Genomic DNA, 16,005 nt, shown 5'->3' with positions numbered 1-16,005 from the left:
TCGACCCACGCCTATTCGTCGGGCGAAACGTCGGTATGGGTCTTCGGACCCTTTCCCAACGGGCTGTGAGGTGCTGAGTTGAAGTATGCGTGCTGCTCGCGCCGAAAAGGCTTCCACGTGGTTGATTCGGTCTCCGATCGCGGCCTCGCACGGCCGGAAGCTGCCTCCCGGCCGATGGTGAGCCGAGAACGGACCGCTCGCGTCCTCGGCCTGGTTCAGCAGTTGGTCGCCGAGGTCCATCCTCATGTGTCGCGGGATACCGTGTCGCTCGACAGCCGGTTCGACGACTTGGGTATCGGCAGTCTGGAATTGGCTGAGCTGCTGCTCCGGGTCCAGGCCGCGTTCGGGGTTGCGCTCGCCCCTCATGTCCTGACCAGTGCCGAGACACCGCGTGATCTGTTATGCGCCATCGACCGTGGCCGTGCATCGGCGGGCGAGGAGGTCGGGCTGGTCTCGCCGGTAGCCACTGCGGCGGGGGGTGCGGCGACGGAGGCGTCGACCGTGGTCGAAGCCCTCGAATGGCATGTGCGCACGGGCCCGGATCGGTTGCATATCCGCATCCTCGATGAGCTGGGCAGGTCTGAGGATCTGACCTACGCGATGCTGCACCGCGAGGCTGCGGCGGTAGCGGCGGGGTTACTGATGCGAGATGTCATGCCGGGCGACAGGATTGCGATCATGTTGCCCACCGGCAGGGCGTACTTCGTCACTTTCGCTGGGGTGATGCTGGCGGGCGCGGTGCCGGTGCCGTTGTATCCGCCGGCCCGTCCGTCCCAGTTGGCGGATCATCTGCGGCGCCACATCGGCATCCTCGCCAATGCCGGGGCGGCTCTGTTGGTCACCGTTCCCGAGGCCGTGTCGGTCGGTCAGCTGCTGCGCTCGAACGTCGACAGTCTGCGCCACGTCGTGGTCCCCGAAGCCCTCGAAGGCTCCGTCGGAGGAGCCCGTCCTCGGCCTCGACCCATCGATCTCGCACTGGTGCAATACACCTCCGGCAGCACCGGCCAGCCCAAGGGCGTCGCGCTGACCCACCTGAATCTGCTGGCGAATATCAGGGCGATGGGCCAGGCCGCGCGGGTGACGGCGATGGATACGTTCGTCAGCTGGCTGCCCCTGTACCACGACATGGGCTTGATCGGCGCGTGGCTGTCGCCCCTCTACTTCGGCGTCCCACTGGTGGTGATGGGCCCACAGGTGTTCCTGACCCGCCCGTCGCGGTGGCTGCGGGCGATTCACGCCAACCGGGGCACCATCTCGGCCGGCCCGAACTTTGCCTTCGAGCTCTGCCTCACCAGGATCGATGATGGCGAGCTCGAGGACCTCGACTTGAGTTCCTGGCGGTTGGCCTACAACGGCTCCGAGCCCGTCAGCCCCGCGACAATTCAGCGGTTCACCGAGCGCTTCACCAGTTACGGATTCAGGCCGAGCGCGATGACGCCGGTGTATGGGCTCGCCGAATCCTCGGTCGGTCTGACGTTTCCACTCGTGGGGCATGATCCGGTCATCGACCGTGTGAACCGCGAGAAGTTTCTGCGTTCGGGACGAGCCGCCCCCGCGAAACCCGGTGAGACGCATGCGCTGTGCTTTGTCGCCTGCGGACGGCCCCTGCCCGGGCACGAGATCCGGATCGTGGACAGCGCCGGAATCGAGCTGGGTGACCGCAACGAGGGTCGCATCGAATTCCGCGGCCCCTCGGCGACCGCCGGTTACTTCCACAATGCTGAAGCTACGCGGTCGCTGTTGCACGGTGACTGGCTCGACAGCGGCGACCTGGGCTATCTGGCAGACGCCGATCTCTACGTCACCGGGCGGGTGAAGGACCTGATCATCCGTGCCGGCCGCAACCTTCACCCCGCCGAACTCGAAGAGGCGGTCGGCAACCTCGACGGCGTCCGCAAGGGCTGTGTCGCAGTGTTCGCCGCCGCGAACCCGGTTGGCGGCCCCGAGCGGCTCGTGGTGATGGCCGAGACCCGAGTTTCCGGAGACCAGGCGACAGACGCCCTACGCACGCAGATCGTTTCGACGACGGTGGATCTGCTCGGTGTGCCACCCGACGAGGTGGTCCTCGCCCCACCGCGCACCGTTCCGAAGACCTCGAGCGGCAAAATCCGGCGGGCCGCCAGCCGAGAGATCTACGAGCAGCGCAGGATCGGTGCACGACCACGGCCGCTGTGGTGGGAGTTGATTCGGCTGCGGCTGCGCGCAGTCGTGCCGTCGTGGCGCCGGACCCGTCGCGGTGCCGCCGCTACGGCTTTCGCAGCCTACGCGTGGGTGGTTTTCCTCGCGCTGGCCGTGCCGGTGGTCATCCTGCTGGCGGTGCTTCCGAGCATGCATTGGCGCTGGCAGCTGATTCGCGGCTCGGCTCGGCTTCTGGCTCGTCTCACCGAGACCGAAGTCACCGTGCACGGTCTCGATTGCCTGCCGGAGGGGCCGGTGATCGTGGTGGCGAATCATCAAAGCTGGCTCGACGGGCTCGTGATCGCGACGGTGCTGCCGCGGACGTTCCGTTTCATCGCCGGGGAGGTGTTCGAGCATCGGCGGCTCAGTGGGTTCGTGCTCAGGCGGCTCGGCACGGAGTTCGTCGAACGGCATGAACGCGAACACGGTGTTGCCGATACCGCGCGCCTCGTCGACCACGTCCGATCCGGTCGATCGCTCGTGATATTCCCCGAGGGCACCATATCGCGCGCTACCGGGGTGCGGCCCTTCCATATCGGCGCGTTCGTGGTCGCGGCCCAGGCCGCGGCGCCTGTCCTTCCCGTGGGTATTCGCGGCACCCGCACGATTCTGCGGCCCGAGCACGGCTATCCGCGGCGGGGAGCGATCGCCATCGCCCTCGCTCACCCGCTCCGCGCCGCGAATACCGACTGGACCGAGGCAGTTCGATTGCAGCGCACCGCACGTGACGCTGTGCTGCACCTGTCAGGAGAACCGGACATCGAATGACACAGCCGCACAGCACCTTCCCCACGACATCGAACTGGTTCCCGGCCGCGGAGCTCAACCGCAAGTTACGAGCCATGAGGTGGAGCCGTGGTGGCCGTGGACCAAGGGTGACTTTCTCGTCCGAAACGGGGACCGAAGACCCATGACCGTCACGCCGACCGGGGGAAGGCTCGATAGGTCGGGGAAACCCGGGGGCCTGTCTTGGGGCATTGGAGTCGGTGATGGCAATCCGATCAGCGGGACATGTATCCGTGCCGCACACTGCCGATCTGCGTATCGAAGCGTGGGCTCCGACCCAGGCGCAGTGTCTGGTCGAAGCGGTGAACGCATTGGTGGACAGCTTCATCGATCGTCCGCGACCGCATCCGTCGTCGACGGTCGAGTGGACGTTGCTCGACGACCACGCAGAGAATCTGCTGGCCGATCTGCTGGACGAGGTCATCTATCAGATGGAGGTGTTCTCCCATGTTCCCGTCGCGACCACCGTCGAGTCGACACCGAACGGGTGGCGGGTCCGGTTCGAGATGGCTGAGCTGGCTGAGGCCACGGCGTGCGGGGCGATGCCCAAAGCGGTCTCCTTGCACGACATCCGGTTGCGGCCGGTGGAGAACGGCTGGCGCTGTGTGGTGACCATCGATGTCTGAGCAGCAAACCCTTATCGAGCTTGTCGAGGAGGCCCCATTCCGGTTCCGTATCCCACAGTGCGGCCGGATGCGGGTTCCCGGCGTGGTATTCGCCTCCCGTGCGCTGCTGCCCGAAGTCGGCGACCATCAGGCGTTGGAGCAGGTGGTGAACGTGGCCACGCTGCCGGGGATCGTGCGGGCCTCCTACGCCATGCCGGATGTGCACTGGGGCTACGGTTTCCCGATCGGTGGTGTCGCGGCCACCGATATCGCCGCAGGTGGTGTCGTATCACCTGGTGGGGTCGGTTTCGATATCTCCTGCGGGGTAAGGCTTCTGGCCGCCGATCTGGACCGTCATGCCTTGACGCCGGTGCTCGAGGCGGTCGTGGACGATCTCGACGTGGCGATTCCACGCGGCTTCCGGCACGGCGGTGTATGGCCGGTCTCTCGTGGTGAGCTCGGTGGGATCCTTTCCGGCGGGGCCGCTTACGCGGTCGGTCGCGGGCATGGAGTGGAGCGTGATCTGCGGCGATGTGAGGACCTTGGCACTGTGGCGGGCGCCGATCCGGATCTGGTCAGTGATCGTGCCCTCGAACGCGGGCTGCGGCAGGTGGGCAGCCTCGGCTCGGGGAATCATTTCCTCGAGGTCCAGGCCGTCGCCGAGATCTACGACGAACCGACCGCGAGCGTGTTCGGGCTGCGCGCCGACCAGGTGTGCGTGATGATCCATTGCGGCTCACGCGGTCTCGGGCATCAGGTGTGCGGCGACTACGTGCGGGTGATGGATGCGGCGATGGCCTGTTACGGCATCGACGTCCCCGACCGGCAGCTCGCGTGCGCGCCCGTGGAGTCCCGGCAGGGCCGCGACTATCTCGCGGCGATGGCGGCCGCGACGAACTACGCCCGCGCCAACCGGCAACTACTCACCGAAGAGGCTCGGCGGATCTTCCAGGCTCGCACCGGAACTCACCTCGACCTCGTCTACGACGTGTCGCACAACCTCGCCACCCTCGAAACCCACGAGATCGACGGCCGGACACGTCGACTGTGTGTGCACCGTAAGGGCGCGACCCGGGCCCTGCCGCCCCGGCACCCGGATCTGCCCGACGATCTGGCTCCGGTCGGTCAGCCGACCTTGATTCCCGGCACCATGGGAACCGCCTCGTACGTGCTCACCGGAGTCCAGCCCGGACATGCCTTCCACTCCACCTGCCACGGCGCGGGCAGAGTCTGGAGCCGGCACGCCGCCGCGCGCACCGTCGGCGGCAAAGCGTTGCGGGCCGAGCTGGAAGAGCGCGGGATCGCCGTCCGTGGCGCCTCCTGGAAGGGGCTCGCCGAGGAAGCGCCGGCGGCCTACAAGGACATCACCGCGGTGGTCGCCGCCAGCGAAGGCGCCGGACTGTGCCGCAAGGTCGCCCGCCTCGTACCGATCGGAGTCGTCAAAGGCTGACCACGACATCGTCGGATACCGACATACACAGAACCGGGGTGGTGCCGGTCCCTCGTTGGATGCAATCCTGGCGGAGTTCTCCTGTGGCCCTGGCTGTTCGGGCCATGGCGAGGCGATGCGGAACCGGCGGGCGCGGCGGCGCTGGTCACTGTAGTGGCGCCGTCCAGCATGTGCGCGCGCCCGGGCGGCCCCCTGCGCTGTGGGGATTCGGCCCGATGGTGAAGGAGCCGCCGGACTGTTCGGCGCGGTGGGCCATGTTGGTGAGGCCGCTGGGTGTGATGGTGTCCGGGACCCCCGTCCCGTTGTCGGCCACGATGATCGTCAGGTCGTCTCCCACAACGACGTCGACGGTGATCGTATCGGCGCCGGAGTGGCGGACAGCGTTGCTGACCGACTCTCGGACAACGGCGTCCACGTGATCGGCCAGTGCGGGCTCGACGATCGAGAGCGACCCGGATATGTGCACGGTGGCGTCGATGCCGGTGTCGCCGATGTGTTGGCTGACAGCGTCGGTGATCCGCTGCCGCAGATGTGGGCCGACGCGGTCCGGTTGGTGTGCGTCGAAGACCGATGTCCGTATGTCGTGGATGACTTGTTGTAGGTCGTCGGTGATTTCGCAGAGTCGGTGTCGGACAGCGTGATTGCGGATGTCGGGCACGATTGCGTGCAGCGTGATTTCGAGATCGAACAAGCGTTGTATGACATCGCGATACAGATCACGGGCGATACGGGCACGTTCGGTCGCTACCTCGTGTGTGCGCATGTGCCGCTGGGCATCGGCCAGCTGAATCGCGAGTGCGACCTGATCGGCGAAGGCGGCAGCCAGTTCCAGGGTTTCCTCGCAGTAGGGTCCGGTCCCGGACGGCCGTGCCGCCATCAGCACACCGAGTGTTGAATCGGGCAGGCGCAGGGGCAGAATCAGTACTGGACCGCTGCCGAGCAAGTCGCTGCACGCATCGTCCGGAGGGAGGTGATCGGCCTGCGCGGCGGTTGCCTGTCGTAGGACGTCACCGACCGAGCCGGAGCCGATCTGCACGGTCCGTCCTGACAGCGATGCTCCTGGCCCTGACCATTGGGTGATGACGAGTTCGTCGACCTCTGTCGCGGGGCAATCCGGATCGCGAGGGACAGCCAGGTAGGCGCGTTCCGAGCGGGTCAGGCGGCGGGCGTGTTTCACGATATGTGCGTGCACCTGTTCGGGTTCGGTGTCGGCGAGGAACTCGGCAGTAATCTCGCTGGTGGCCTCGATCCATGCCCGGCGAGCGCGGGTCGATTCGTAGAGGCGGGCATTGTCGATCGCAACGCCGGCAGCGGCGGCGAGGGCTTGCACGATCAATTCGTCGTCCTCGGTGAACGGCTGTCCGTCGGCCTTCTCGGTGAGGTAGAGATTGCCGAATATCTCGCCGCGGATCCGCACGGGGACACCGAGAAAGGTCCGCATCGGTGGATGGTGCTGGGGAAACCCGACCGACACGGGATGCATGGTGAGATCGTCGAGTCGTATCGGCTTCGGCTGGGATAACAACAGTCCCAGCACGCCGCAGCCGACAGGCAAGTGCCCGATCTTCGCCCGGGTTGTCTCGTCGATCCCCTCGTAGACGAACTCACTGAGCTGATCATCGTTCCCGCGAACTCCCAGAGCAGCAAAGCGGGCATCGACGAGGACCGCGGCGGCGCGCACGATCGCTCTCAGTGTTGGGCCCAGCTCGAGTCCGGACGTGACAACCAGCATCGCATCCACCAGCCCGTCCACACTGTCGCCGATGTCGAACATCTGCTCGACGCGGTCGCGGACCTCGGTCAGCAGTTCACGCAGCCGCAGGTGAGCCAGATCAGCTCGTACCGTGAATGATTCGGTCCGGTCGTCCGGTTTCGCCACATCGGAAGGACCGACCGAGAGTGCACCGTTCGTCGACATCGGTGCTGTCCCCTTCGCTGAGTTCTCGTGCTGCATACCGCAGCACCCACTGGTGTCGCATCCTCTCGGATGGAGGGGGACGCTCCGTCGATCGGACGCCAATCTGCCGTCGCAGCACTGCAGCCGGTGAAGGGAAGGCCCTGGCACGAAATGCCTTCAACGCTCAATTATTTCATCTTCGACCGAAGATGAAATGGGTTCCGGCCGGGATGCCGAGATTCTCGGAACCTGCATCGTGCGATGTGAACCAGCAATGAAAGGTCGGATGCGAGAACCAAACCCGACGGTTCAGCATGCGATGCACGTCGGTATCGGCGCACACGAGTGAGACACCGTGGGAAATGGCCTCGACAGTATGTCTGCGGGCTTGTGCGCCCGGACCCGGGCATTTGGACTCTGGCCGTCGCCGTGGTCGGTGTTGTCTGCTGAGAACCATGTCGAACCAGAGAATCTATCGAGACCATCGCAGCATCACCCGCGCGCAGTTGGCGACCGAGCTGCGTCGTATCGCCGAGCAACTCGAGACCGGTCACGACCTCGGTTACGGCGGGCTCGGAGCCCCCGGACACATCGCGGTGCCCGAAAGGGTCGACCGCGAACTCGACATCTCCTACTCGGCAAACCGAGGCTGGTTCACTGTTGGCGTCGAGTTCAGCTGGGCCGCAGACGCATTCGCCGACCGGACGCGCCGCCGCTCTCTCGAGGTGGCGAGTTGATCACGGAGCGGGCAGTTCTGCGTGCCGCTGAGACGTTCGGGATCTCGGTGGCACGACGGTGGGATTCGGCGGGATGGGCAGGTCGTGAAGCATAAGACAGTCGCTGATGTGATGACCCGCGATGTGGTGGTGCAGGCGGATACGCCGTTTCGGGACATCGTGGGCATCGTGGCCGAACACCGTATCAGCGGTGTTCCGGTGCTCGATCCGCAACGGCATGTCGTGGGGATGGTCACCGAAGCCGATCTGATGGGCAGGCAGGCCCTGACGGGCGGGATTGTCGGCGCGACGATGTGGGATCTATTGTGGCGCCGAGCATTCGCTCGTAGAGGTGTGACCAGAACGGCGACAGAGGTAATGAACGCACCGGTGGTGTCGGTTGCTCCGGACGCCGGACTCACCGCGGCTGCGGCGACGGTGGCCAGCGCGGTGTGAAACGGCTCCCGATGGTCGATGCCGACGGTGAGCTGGTGGGCATCGTCAGCCGTAAGGACATATTGTCGGTGCATCTGCGCACCGACGCAGAGTTGGCCCCCGACCTCCGATCCCAGATCCTGGAGAGGGCGATCCGGCCGAGAAGTCGCAGGTCTCGGTCGAGGTGTGTCACGGTGTGGTCACGCTGTTCGGAACGGTGCCGCACCCGATCATGATCGATATCCTCATCGCTCTCACCTCGGGTGTGAAAGGTGTCGTCGATGTGCGCAGCGAACTCCTCATCGAATCCAGACAACACCCGGACTCCGGCGACCAGGTCGTCGAAGCCGAGACGAACGACCCCATGAGGTAGATCGGGCTCTCCGATACTGTCGGCTGTGCAAGTGTTCTCGATGCTCAGACGTCGATAGTGACGGCGCAGTTCCAGCCGTGGGTGTCGGGGGCGAACCGTAACAGGTGCAGCAACACCGCCTTGGGCGCCGGGCCGCAGGGTTCGGTGTGCTCGAGGTCGGCCATATCGAACCGGACATGCAGGCCGCTGGATGTGGCCTCGACGGTGGCGGCCACCGGGGCCCGGCCGAAGACATCGATCTGGTAGATGGCCTCCTCGAGCAGGCGTACCAGCATGTTCTCCTCGCGGTCTGCTGGAAGATCCCATTCGACGCCGACCTCCGGTCGGGGAAGCGGGCGGCCGAGAAAGCTGTCCACCAGTCCGGCCACGGCCTCGGCGAGACAATGTTCCCGGCCCGGCGCCCAGGCCTCGATCCTCAGACCGGCGGAGTGCGGGACCAGCCTATGCCAGGTATCGGCCAGGCTCATCGTGCTGGGGCCGGCACGGTGAGCATGGGCTGGTTTGCGTGCAGCCGCGCGATGGCCTCGGCGAGCATCGGGGCGATCGAGCAGACCTGGATCGGGGGTGATGGATCGGGGTGGTGGATGGTGTCGGTGACGATTAGGCGGTGCAGGCCGAGCGCTCGTAGGCGGCCGAGGGCACCGTGAGTGAACACGCCGTGGGTGGCGGCAACGATGATGTCGGGTGCCGCGTCGTGCAAGCGGAGCAGCCCGACCGCGGTTTCGATCGTGGCGCCCGTGCTGATCATGTCATCGACGATGACGGTCAGCCGGTTCCGGACATCGCCGACCACGTCGAATGCGCTGACCGTGGCACCGGTTTCGCGTTGCTTGCGTACCACGGCGAGGGAGTCGCGGGACTTGGCCGCATACCGTTCGGCGAGTTTGACCGCACCCTCGTCCGGGGCGACGACCACCCTTTCGGACAGCGCGATCTCCTGCGCCAGGATCGGTATTGCGGTCAGTGTCTGGACCGGGATCGGGCACATCCGTTCCAGCGTGGCGGTGTGCGGGTCGACGACGATCAGCCGGTCGGCGCCGGCGTGGGCGATCATGTCGGCGACCACACGGGCGGCGAGGGGCTCGCCCTCGGCGCTGCGATGGTCTTGGCGAGCGTATCCGAAATACGGTACGACCGCGGTGATGCGGGCGGCGCGAGTGCGTCGGCAGGCATCGAGTAGCAGCAGGAGCTCGACGAGGTGGTCGTTGACCGGCGGGGCGGTCGGCTGCACGACGTAGACGTCACTGCCGCAGACATTTTCGACGGTTGGGCGCAGCTCGCCGTCGGGGAAGCGCTGTAGCGTGCTGACGGTTGGTCCGGCACCCAGATAGTTTGTGACGGCTGCGGTCAAGCCGGGGTTGGCGCTGCCGGACACGATACGCAGCGTGGTCATGATCGTCCGGCGTCCTTCCCAGTGCGTGGGCCGGTGGTGGTCGGTGCCAGGTGAGCGAGGAACCAGCCGCGGGCCAGGGCGGCGACCTGTTCCAGGGCGCCGGGTTCGGCGAACAGGTGGGTGGCACCGGGTACCACCTCGAGGTGGTTCTCGCACGACATGGCCCGCTGCGCGAAGCGATTCAGTTCCAGCACCGCTTGGTCGCGGCCACCGACGATCAGCAGTGTCGGCGCCCGGACCGCGGACAGATCGGCATCGGCGAGATCGGGGCGGCCGCCCCGGGAGACCACTGCGGCGATCCGCACGCGTGGGTCGGCGGCGGCTTGCAGCGCGGCGGCGGCGCCGGTGCTGGCGCCGAAGTAGCCGATCGGCAGTCCCGTCGCGTGTGGTTGGCGGGTCAGCCAGGTGGTGACCTCGACGAGCCGGTCGGACAGCAGTTCGATGTCGAAGACGTTGGCGCGGTGGAGTTCTTCGCTGGGAGTGAGTAGATCGAACAGCAGGGTGCCCAGGCCCGCCTGGTTGAGTTCGGCGGCGACGTAGCGGTTGCGGGGGCTGTGGCGGCTGCTGCCGCTGCCGTGGGCGAAGATGACCATCCCGGTGGGGTTTTCGGGGATGGTGAGATGACCGGACAGTTCGAGATCGCCGAGGACCACCCGTACCTCATCGTCGCGCAACGGTGGATCTCCCGGGCTCGTGTACCGCGGCTCGGGGACAGCGGCAGCGGCCTGCCGGAGCAGGTCGGTGACCTCGTCGTCGCTGGTCTGAGTGAAGTGGCGATACCACTGGCCGACTGCGAAGAACCACCTCGGAGTTTCGAGGCAGATCAGTTCGTCGGCCTCCGGCCCCAGCGAGGCCAGCGCCTGGCGGGAGGCGACCGGGACGGCGAGGACCACCCGAGCCGCTCCTAGTGCCCGGGCGACTCGACAGGCTGCGCGGGCGGTGGCTCCGGTGGCGATGCCGTCGTCGACGATCACCACGGTGCGCCCGCGCACCGGAATTCGGGCACGGCCGCGCCGGTACAGCTCGACCCGGCGGGAAAGCTCTTCGCGCTCACGCGACTCCACCGAATCCATATCCCCGTCGGCGAGCCCGATCTCCTGCACGACCCGCTGGTTGAGGACGCGGACACCGTCTTCGCCGATGGCCCCGAATGCCAGCTCCGGCTGGTACGGCACGCCGAGTTTACGCACCACGAGCACATCCAACGGTGCGCCCAACGCGCGGGCGACCTCGTAGGCGACCGGCACACCGCCGCGAGGCAGGCCGACGACGACGACGTCCTCGCCGAGCAGAGATTGCAGACGGACTGCGAGCCGGTGACCGGCGTCGCTGCGATCGTGAAACAGCATGGGAACCCCTCCTACTGCGACTGACCATCTCCAGATTCGAGGTCTTCGGCCGTCGCGGACAGATGCGGTTGTCATCGACGCCGAGGACGATAGTCCCTGCCTCCGGCCGACTTCCCCGGGCAAATGCACATGGGCCACAACAAGACTCCGACGGGCGGTCGGTATCCGCAGCAGCGCCGGTGTCCCATCGTGGACGACGGGACCGCGTGCAATGTCACTCTCACGTACGCGTCGACAGCCGCACTTCTATACCGGACACCGGCGGGCAGGCGGATTGTTGCTCGGCGTGGTTCGCTAGGTGCTTCTTCGACTCCCTGAGGGTCACGACCGCAACGGCGTCGGGTCCGGCCGTGCCAGCGGAGTGTGCCCGACGGTATTCGACCCAGCCTGCTCCCGCCGGGGATTTCCCGATAGGGACGGGGACTACTCGCGATGTGTGACCTATGTCCCCAGGACGCAGGGCCTCTCGTGCCGAGACCAGCGGCAGAGGAATTCGGCGTCGTTGCCCGCTCGTGGAACGCCCTGTGGTGCGGTGACTTTCGAATGTCGAGGTACGGACCTCGGACCCCTGCGTAGCGGGGCTCGGGCGTGAGATGCTCGATGTGCCGGGGAAACCCGGTGATCTGCCCGAGATGGCGGACTCGGCCGACGCAGGAGGTATTCGACTGATCGGCCTATCGTCGTAAAGACGGGGTTGCCGTACTCGGGCAGATCCTTCGACACGACCGCTCGAACAGATCATGAAGTCGGCCCAAGCAGCACAGGGCTCCGGCAGAAACTGTCTCGAGCCCCCAATTACCGACCGATGGCGTGACGTCCCAGCTGTGTGAACAGACATGACGAACAACAGCGTCGGCTGCTCCGATCGCTGGAAGCCGATCGAGAAGTCGCCTCGGGAACGAGCCGCGGCCAACCTCTCCCATCACGAGATGGCGCGGCGGGAATTCAGCTGGGACGCAGCGAGACTAGATTTCGCAGGACCGCCAGGTGGCGGCGTGAACATCGCTTGTGAGGCGGTGGACCGTCACCTGACCGAAGCTGCGGCACAGTCGCCATTGCTGAAAGCCCGGAAACTCGGACTGTCCGAAGGCGATGGGTGGACACTGCAGGACATGCTGTGACTACGGCACGGCGTAGTTTCGATACCGGGCGCGACATGCAGGGGCCCGCCCGAGGTCGGACACCCCGTCTTAGGGCGATAGGTCAAACCAGGCCCGTAGGCCTCAGTCACCTGTCCGGCGCCTCGAGCGAGCCTTCTCAGTGTCGCAACGCGCGGGGTTGTTCCATAAGAGGCCAAGTTCTCGAATACGGGGGACGAAAGTCATCGTTCCTCGAGCAGTGCGGCGCTGAACGGACACGGCCCGACAACGTTCGTGCGGTCGGGTCAGCACTACACGCGTGGGCGATCGGCCTATGTCGAGCGACGGCCAGTACCTTCGAATTGTCGCCGATGCTGCGACGACACATCGAGGAGCCTGCGCTGGATTCGATTGTGCACCAGCGCGAACGCGTCCTGATGCGGGTTCGGGGGACTGCCCCCTGCGGAAATCCACGTGCTATCGCGTTACCGATCGATACAGGCGATCGACAACGGCCAGCGCAACATTCGATTGCGGTGATGCCAGTCCTTGTGAGGCGAAAGGTGGAACAGCCATGCGGAAGGTGACCAAGGCTCCGGATTCATTGGTGCAGATCTCGATCGGACATCATGTGTCGGCTGGTGGAGCCGAATATGCGCGCGAAAAGATCACGCATGCTTTGGGATATGCGTCCGAGCCGGTGCTGTCGGCGCGAGTACGCCTGACCGGGCACCGGGACCCGGCTATGGAGAAACCCATTGTGGCGCAGGCGAACGTGAACTTCGACGGACGCGGGGTGCGGGTGCAGGTGGCCGCGGCCACGACCCGGGAGGCGATCGATCTGCTGGAGGCGCGACTGAAGGCGCGCCTGGAAAGGCTGTCGCGGCACTGGGAGGCTGTTCGAGGCGCCGGGCCCGGTCCGGGGCCACACGAATGGCGCCACGGCGAGACCCCACGTGTGCCGTTACCGTATTTCCCGCGCCCGTCGGAGCAGCGGGAGGTGGTGCGGCACAAGTCGTTCGCGCTTGCCGATGAAACCTGCGACGAGGCGGCATTCGATATGGAGACAATGGATTACGGCTTTCATCTGTTCACCGAATCCGGCAGTCGCACCGACAGCGTGCTGTACCGCACCGACATCGGTTACCGCCTGGCTCAGCTGGTTCCGCAGCCTCACATGATTGTCCAGGGTGCGGTTCCGGTGTCGGTGAGCCCGGCCCCCGCGCCGGAGCTCGATGTCGAGGACGCCATCGCGCGGCTGGAGGTGACCGGTTGGCCCTTCGTGTTCTTCCGCGACCGGGAGCGCAAGCGCGGCTGTGTGCTCTACCACCGTTACGACGGCCACTACGGGCTGATCACGCCATCAGCAACATAGTGGTCTGAGCAGTGCCCGTCGGCTCTTCGTCCTGGTCGCGGCGCAGACAGTCGTCGACGCGCTGTCCTGCGGCAGGAAGACCGGCCTGATCGCCTTGCGGGAGAGGAACAGCCGCCGGAGTGTCACGGCGATTCGATGGCATGACGAAAACCCTCACGCGCACCACCCGGGGATGGTCTCCCATCCGGCCGAGCCGGAAAAGAGTTCGATCGATAACCTGCGGCCGAGCGCGTACTGCGACAGGGACTTCAGCGACCCTCGGACTCGAGGGACCAATGTCCTTGGTACGCGGGGCCGTGGACTCTGTAGCACGCGGCCCAGGAGCGGGACAGTGGCTCTGGTCGGCCATCGGTGAATCCAGGCAATGACGAGGCGATCCGAGTGGCCCAGCAGGAACTTGGATTTCGGCGTCGTGGATGGCCGACTCGGCAAACAAAATACATGGAATGTGATGTGTCATAAGGCTATTCATGATGGAGGAAACATGAGTCCACTTTCCGTTCGCCGTCAGCCGGGTTCCTGGCTGGCCGATTTGTGGAGCAGTTTCACGCAGATGTCCGTGCGCAGCACCCATCCGCTACGAGTGGAGGATCTGATCGACGACGGCCACTACGTCGTGCGTGCGGAGCTTCCCGGCGTCGACCCGGACGAGGACGTCGAGGTCTCTGTACACGACCGCAAGCTCACGATCAAGGCCGAGCGCATCGAGGCGCCGGAGGAAAAGCGGCGGTCCGAGTTCGGTTATGGCTCTTACGCACGCACGATGACGCTGCCGGAGGGCACACAGGAGGAAAACATCGACGCCACCTACGCGAAAGGCATCCTGACGGTCACGATGCCGGTCGTCGAGCCGAAGCAGGTCGGCAAGAAAGTACCGGTGAAATCCGGCGACTAGACACGATCGGACACCGTGCACGCGATCGTTACCGAGTTCTGTCGCGCGCCGAGCCGATCGTGGTCGCGGCCGACAGATCAGCCAGTTCGATGTTGTTCCCGCCCTGATCTCCCGGTCGGACGGTGCGCGGATGCTCGTCATCGGCGATGTATGTGCACAGTGCGCCGGGCTGCGAGTCGTCCGGCCGGGTGCCCTCGCTGATCCGTGACGCACGTTGTCCGGTAATGGTCGTGCGCGGTACGGCGGCCGATGAGCGCAATGCCGTGCGTGAGGTGAATGTCCTTGGTGCACAAGACCGTTGGTGATGTCATGACCCGCGACGTGATCGCGGTCGGGGCGGATACGCCGTTCCGGGAGATCGTGCGCACGCTGGCCGTGTATCGGTTCAGTGGTGTACCGGTGGTCGACCGGCAGCGGCGAGTAATTGGCATGGTCACCGAGGCCGATCTACTCGGTAGACAGGCTCGAGCCGGCGGTGCGGTCGGCTCGGCGACATGGCATCTGTTGCGCCACAGGGCATTTTCCCGAAGGGGCACCACACTGACCGCGGCCGATCTGATGAGCACGCCGGTCGAGACGACGGCTCCCGATGCGAGGCTTTCCGCTGCCGCGGTGATGCTGGCCAGATACGGAGTGAAACGTGTGCCGGTCGTCGATCCCGATGGCGTGCTGGTCGGTGTGATCAGCCGCCGGGATGTGCTGTCGGTCTATCTACGACCCGATGCCGATCTGGCCGCCGAAATCCAGTCCGAGGTTCTGCAGAAGATGATGTCACTGGCACCATCCCAGATGTCGGTGGAAGTGGACAATGGTATCGTCACTCTGTGCGGAAAGGTGAAGCGGCAGAGCCAGATAGACATCATTACGTCTCTCGTGTCGGCCGTGGACGGTGTCATCGATGTGCGCGGCGACATCGCCGCGGAGATCGATGACACCGAGCGGTAGCCAACGGGAGTGGTCGATTGTCCCTTGCACCACGTAATTTCGGCCCTGTCGTTGACGAGGGCCGAGGCGCCATGGTGGAGCGATGACCGAAACGTCGAAACTCTCCGCACCTGATCGACGTCGGATGGCAGAACGCGCGGTGGAGTCGATCGTGCACCAGGACGAAAAGGTCCTGGTGCAGGTTCGATGCGGTCGCGGCCACCATGTGGCGATGGTGCTGGATACACAGGTAGGCCCGGTATTCCGGTCGATGACCGGCCCGCACGCGCACGGTTCGCGCGACTTCGTCGACGCCGGGCACGGCATCCACCACCACGGCACCCCGTATGTCGATCTGCTGGCCGGTGGCGACCTGGTCGATGATGCTCTCCCGGCGTGCTGTGAGTGTGGGCCGCACACGTTGTCGCGTGCTCGGCTTCAGCAAGCGATCGCAGACAGGCAACGGACCGTTCAGTTGCCGTAACCGCCACGACGCCATCGATTGGCGCCGACTCGAATCAGAGTGGTCGACCTCTCGGCCATGAGGATC

General features: G+C 65.7%; 15 protein-coding genes. 11 read left to right on the top strand and 4 right to left on the bottom strand.

The features are described from left to right. The first annotated feature begins 117 nt into the window (after positions 1–117). The 3 genes from NP4_RS22590 (at position 118) to NP4_RS22580 (ending at position 5,019) form a co-directional block, all read left to right on the top strand. A complete protein-coding gene (locus NP4_RS22590; protein ID WP_245998717.1) occupies positions 118–2,946 on the top strand; it encodes an AMP-binding protein in 2,829 nt (942 codons plus the stop codon). 221 nt (positions 2,947–3,167) lie between these two features. After that, complete coding sequence (locus tag NP4_RS22585) at positions 3,168–3,590, top strand: archease (RefSeq protein WP_068001166.1); 423 nt, start codon at positions 3,168–3,170, stop codon at positions 3,588–3,590. Between the two features lie 67 nt (positions 3,591–3,657). Continuing rightward, positions 3,658–5,019, top strand: a complete 1,362-nt coding sequence (locus NP4_RS22580; RefSeq protein ID WP_281277696.1) for an RtcB family protein — start codon at positions 3,658–3,660, stop codon at positions 5,017–5,019. A gap of 145 nt (positions 5,020–5,164) precedes the next feature. On the opposite strand, the gene NP4_RS22575 is transcribed toward NP4_RS22580, so the two are convergent. Beyond that, entirely contained in the window at positions 5,165–6,937 is a 1,773-nt protein-coding gene (locus tag NP4_RS22575) for a sensor histidine kinase (protein WP_082876130.1), read from the bottom strand. Between the two features lie 434 nt (positions 6,938–7,371). Between NP4_RS22575 and NP4_RS22570 the strand changes: the two genes are divergently transcribed. The 3 genes from NP4_RS22570 to NP4_RS41705 all read left to right on the top strand — a co-directional run bounded on the left by NP4_RS22570 (position 7,372) and on the right by NP4_RS41705 (position 8,440). Continuing rightward, positions 7,372–7,653, top strand: coding sequence for a hypothetical protein (locus NP4_RS22570; RefSeq protein WP_068001160.1), 282 nt, complete (start codon positions 7,372–7,374; stop codon positions 7,651–7,653). Between the two features lie 84 nt (positions 7,654–7,737). Beyond that, complete coding sequence (locus tag NP4_RS40125) at positions 7,738–8,088, top strand: CBS domain-containing protein (RefSeq protein WP_147288100.1); 351 nt, start codon at positions 7,738–7,740, stop codon at positions 8,086–8,088. Between the two features lie 61 nt (positions 8,089–8,149). Beyond that, positions 8,150–8,440, top strand: coding sequence for a BON domain-containing protein (locus tag NP4_RS41705; RefSeq protein ID WP_082876127.1), 291 nt, complete (start codon positions 8,150–8,152; stop codon positions 8,438–8,440). Positions 8,441–8,484: 44 nt separating this feature from the next. Here NP4_RS41705 and NP4_RS22560 read toward each other — a convergent pair whose 3' ends face one another. Genes NP4_RS22560 through NP4_RS22550 form a run of 3 tightly spaced genes read right to left on the bottom strand, consistent with a single transcriptional unit; the run spans position 8,485 to position 11,182 of the window. Further along, entirely contained in the window at positions 8,485–8,907 is a 423-nt protein-coding gene (locus tag NP4_RS22560; protein ID WP_068001158.1) for an archease, read from the bottom strand. After that, the gene (locus NP4_RS22555; RefSeq protein ID WP_082876126.1) at positions 8,904–9,833 is read right to left on the bottom strand and encodes a ribose-phosphate diphosphokinase; all 930 of its coding nucleotides are present in this window, start codon (positions 9,831–9,833) and stop codon (positions 8,904–8,906) included. Before NP4_RS22555 ends, NP4_RS22560 begins: the two co-directional genes overlap by 4 nt. Further along, complete coding sequence (locus NP4_RS22550) at positions 9,830–11,182, bottom strand: alpha/beta family hydrolase (RefSeq protein WP_068001154.1); 1,353 nt, start codon at positions 11,180–11,182, stop codon at positions 9,830–9,832. Before NP4_RS22550 ends, NP4_RS22555 begins: the two co-directional genes overlap by 4 nt. 836 nt (positions 11,183–12,018) lie before the next feature. Between NP4_RS22550 and NP4_RS41105 the strand changes: the two genes are divergently transcribed. The 5 genes from NP4_RS41105 to NP4_RS22525 all read left to right on the top strand — a co-directional run bounded on the left by NP4_RS41105 (position 12,019) and on the right by NP4_RS22525 (position 15,939). Continuing rightward, complete coding sequence (locus tag NP4_RS41105) at positions 12,019–12,303, top strand: hypothetical protein (RefSeq protein ID WP_147288101.1); 285 nt, start codon at positions 12,019–12,021, stop codon at positions 12,301–12,303. Positions 12,304–12,868: 565 nt separating this feature from the next. After that, on the top strand, positions 12,869–13,636 hold the full coding sequence (locus NP4_RS22545) for a ribosome hibernation promotion factor (protein WP_245998719.1): 768 nt from the start codon (positions 12,869–12,871) through the stop codon (positions 13,634–13,636). Positions 13,637–14,120: 484 nt separating this feature from the next. After that, the gene (locus NP4_RS22540; protein ID WP_068001148.1) at positions 14,121–14,531 is read left to right on the top strand and encodes an Hsp20/alpha crystallin family protein; all 411 of its coding nucleotides are present in this window, start codon (positions 14,121–14,123) and stop codon (positions 14,529–14,531) included. A gap of 285 nt (positions 14,532–14,816) precedes the next feature. Continuing rightward, on the top strand, positions 14,817–15,476 hold the full coding sequence (locus tag NP4_RS22530) for a CBS domain-containing protein (RefSeq protein ID WP_169813792.1): 660 nt from the start codon (positions 14,817–14,819) through the stop codon (positions 15,474–15,476). A gap of 82 nt (positions 15,477–15,558) precedes the next feature. Further along, the gene (locus NP4_RS22525; protein ID WP_211335987.1) at positions 15,559–15,939 is read left to right on the top strand and encodes a hypothetical protein; all 381 of its coding nucleotides are present in this window, start codon (positions 15,559–15,561) and stop codon (positions 15,937–15,939) included. Positions 15,940–16,005: the final 66 nt, after the last annotated feature.

Source organism: Nocardia pseudobrasiliensis NBRC 108224, assembly GCF_001613105.1.
In the GTDB taxonomy this organism is placed as follows: Bacteria; Actinomycetota; Actinomycetes; order Mycobacteriales; family Mycobacteriaceae; genus Nocardia; species Nocardia pseudobrasiliensis.
This window is presented reverse-complemented; position numbering and strand designations above follow the sequence as displayed.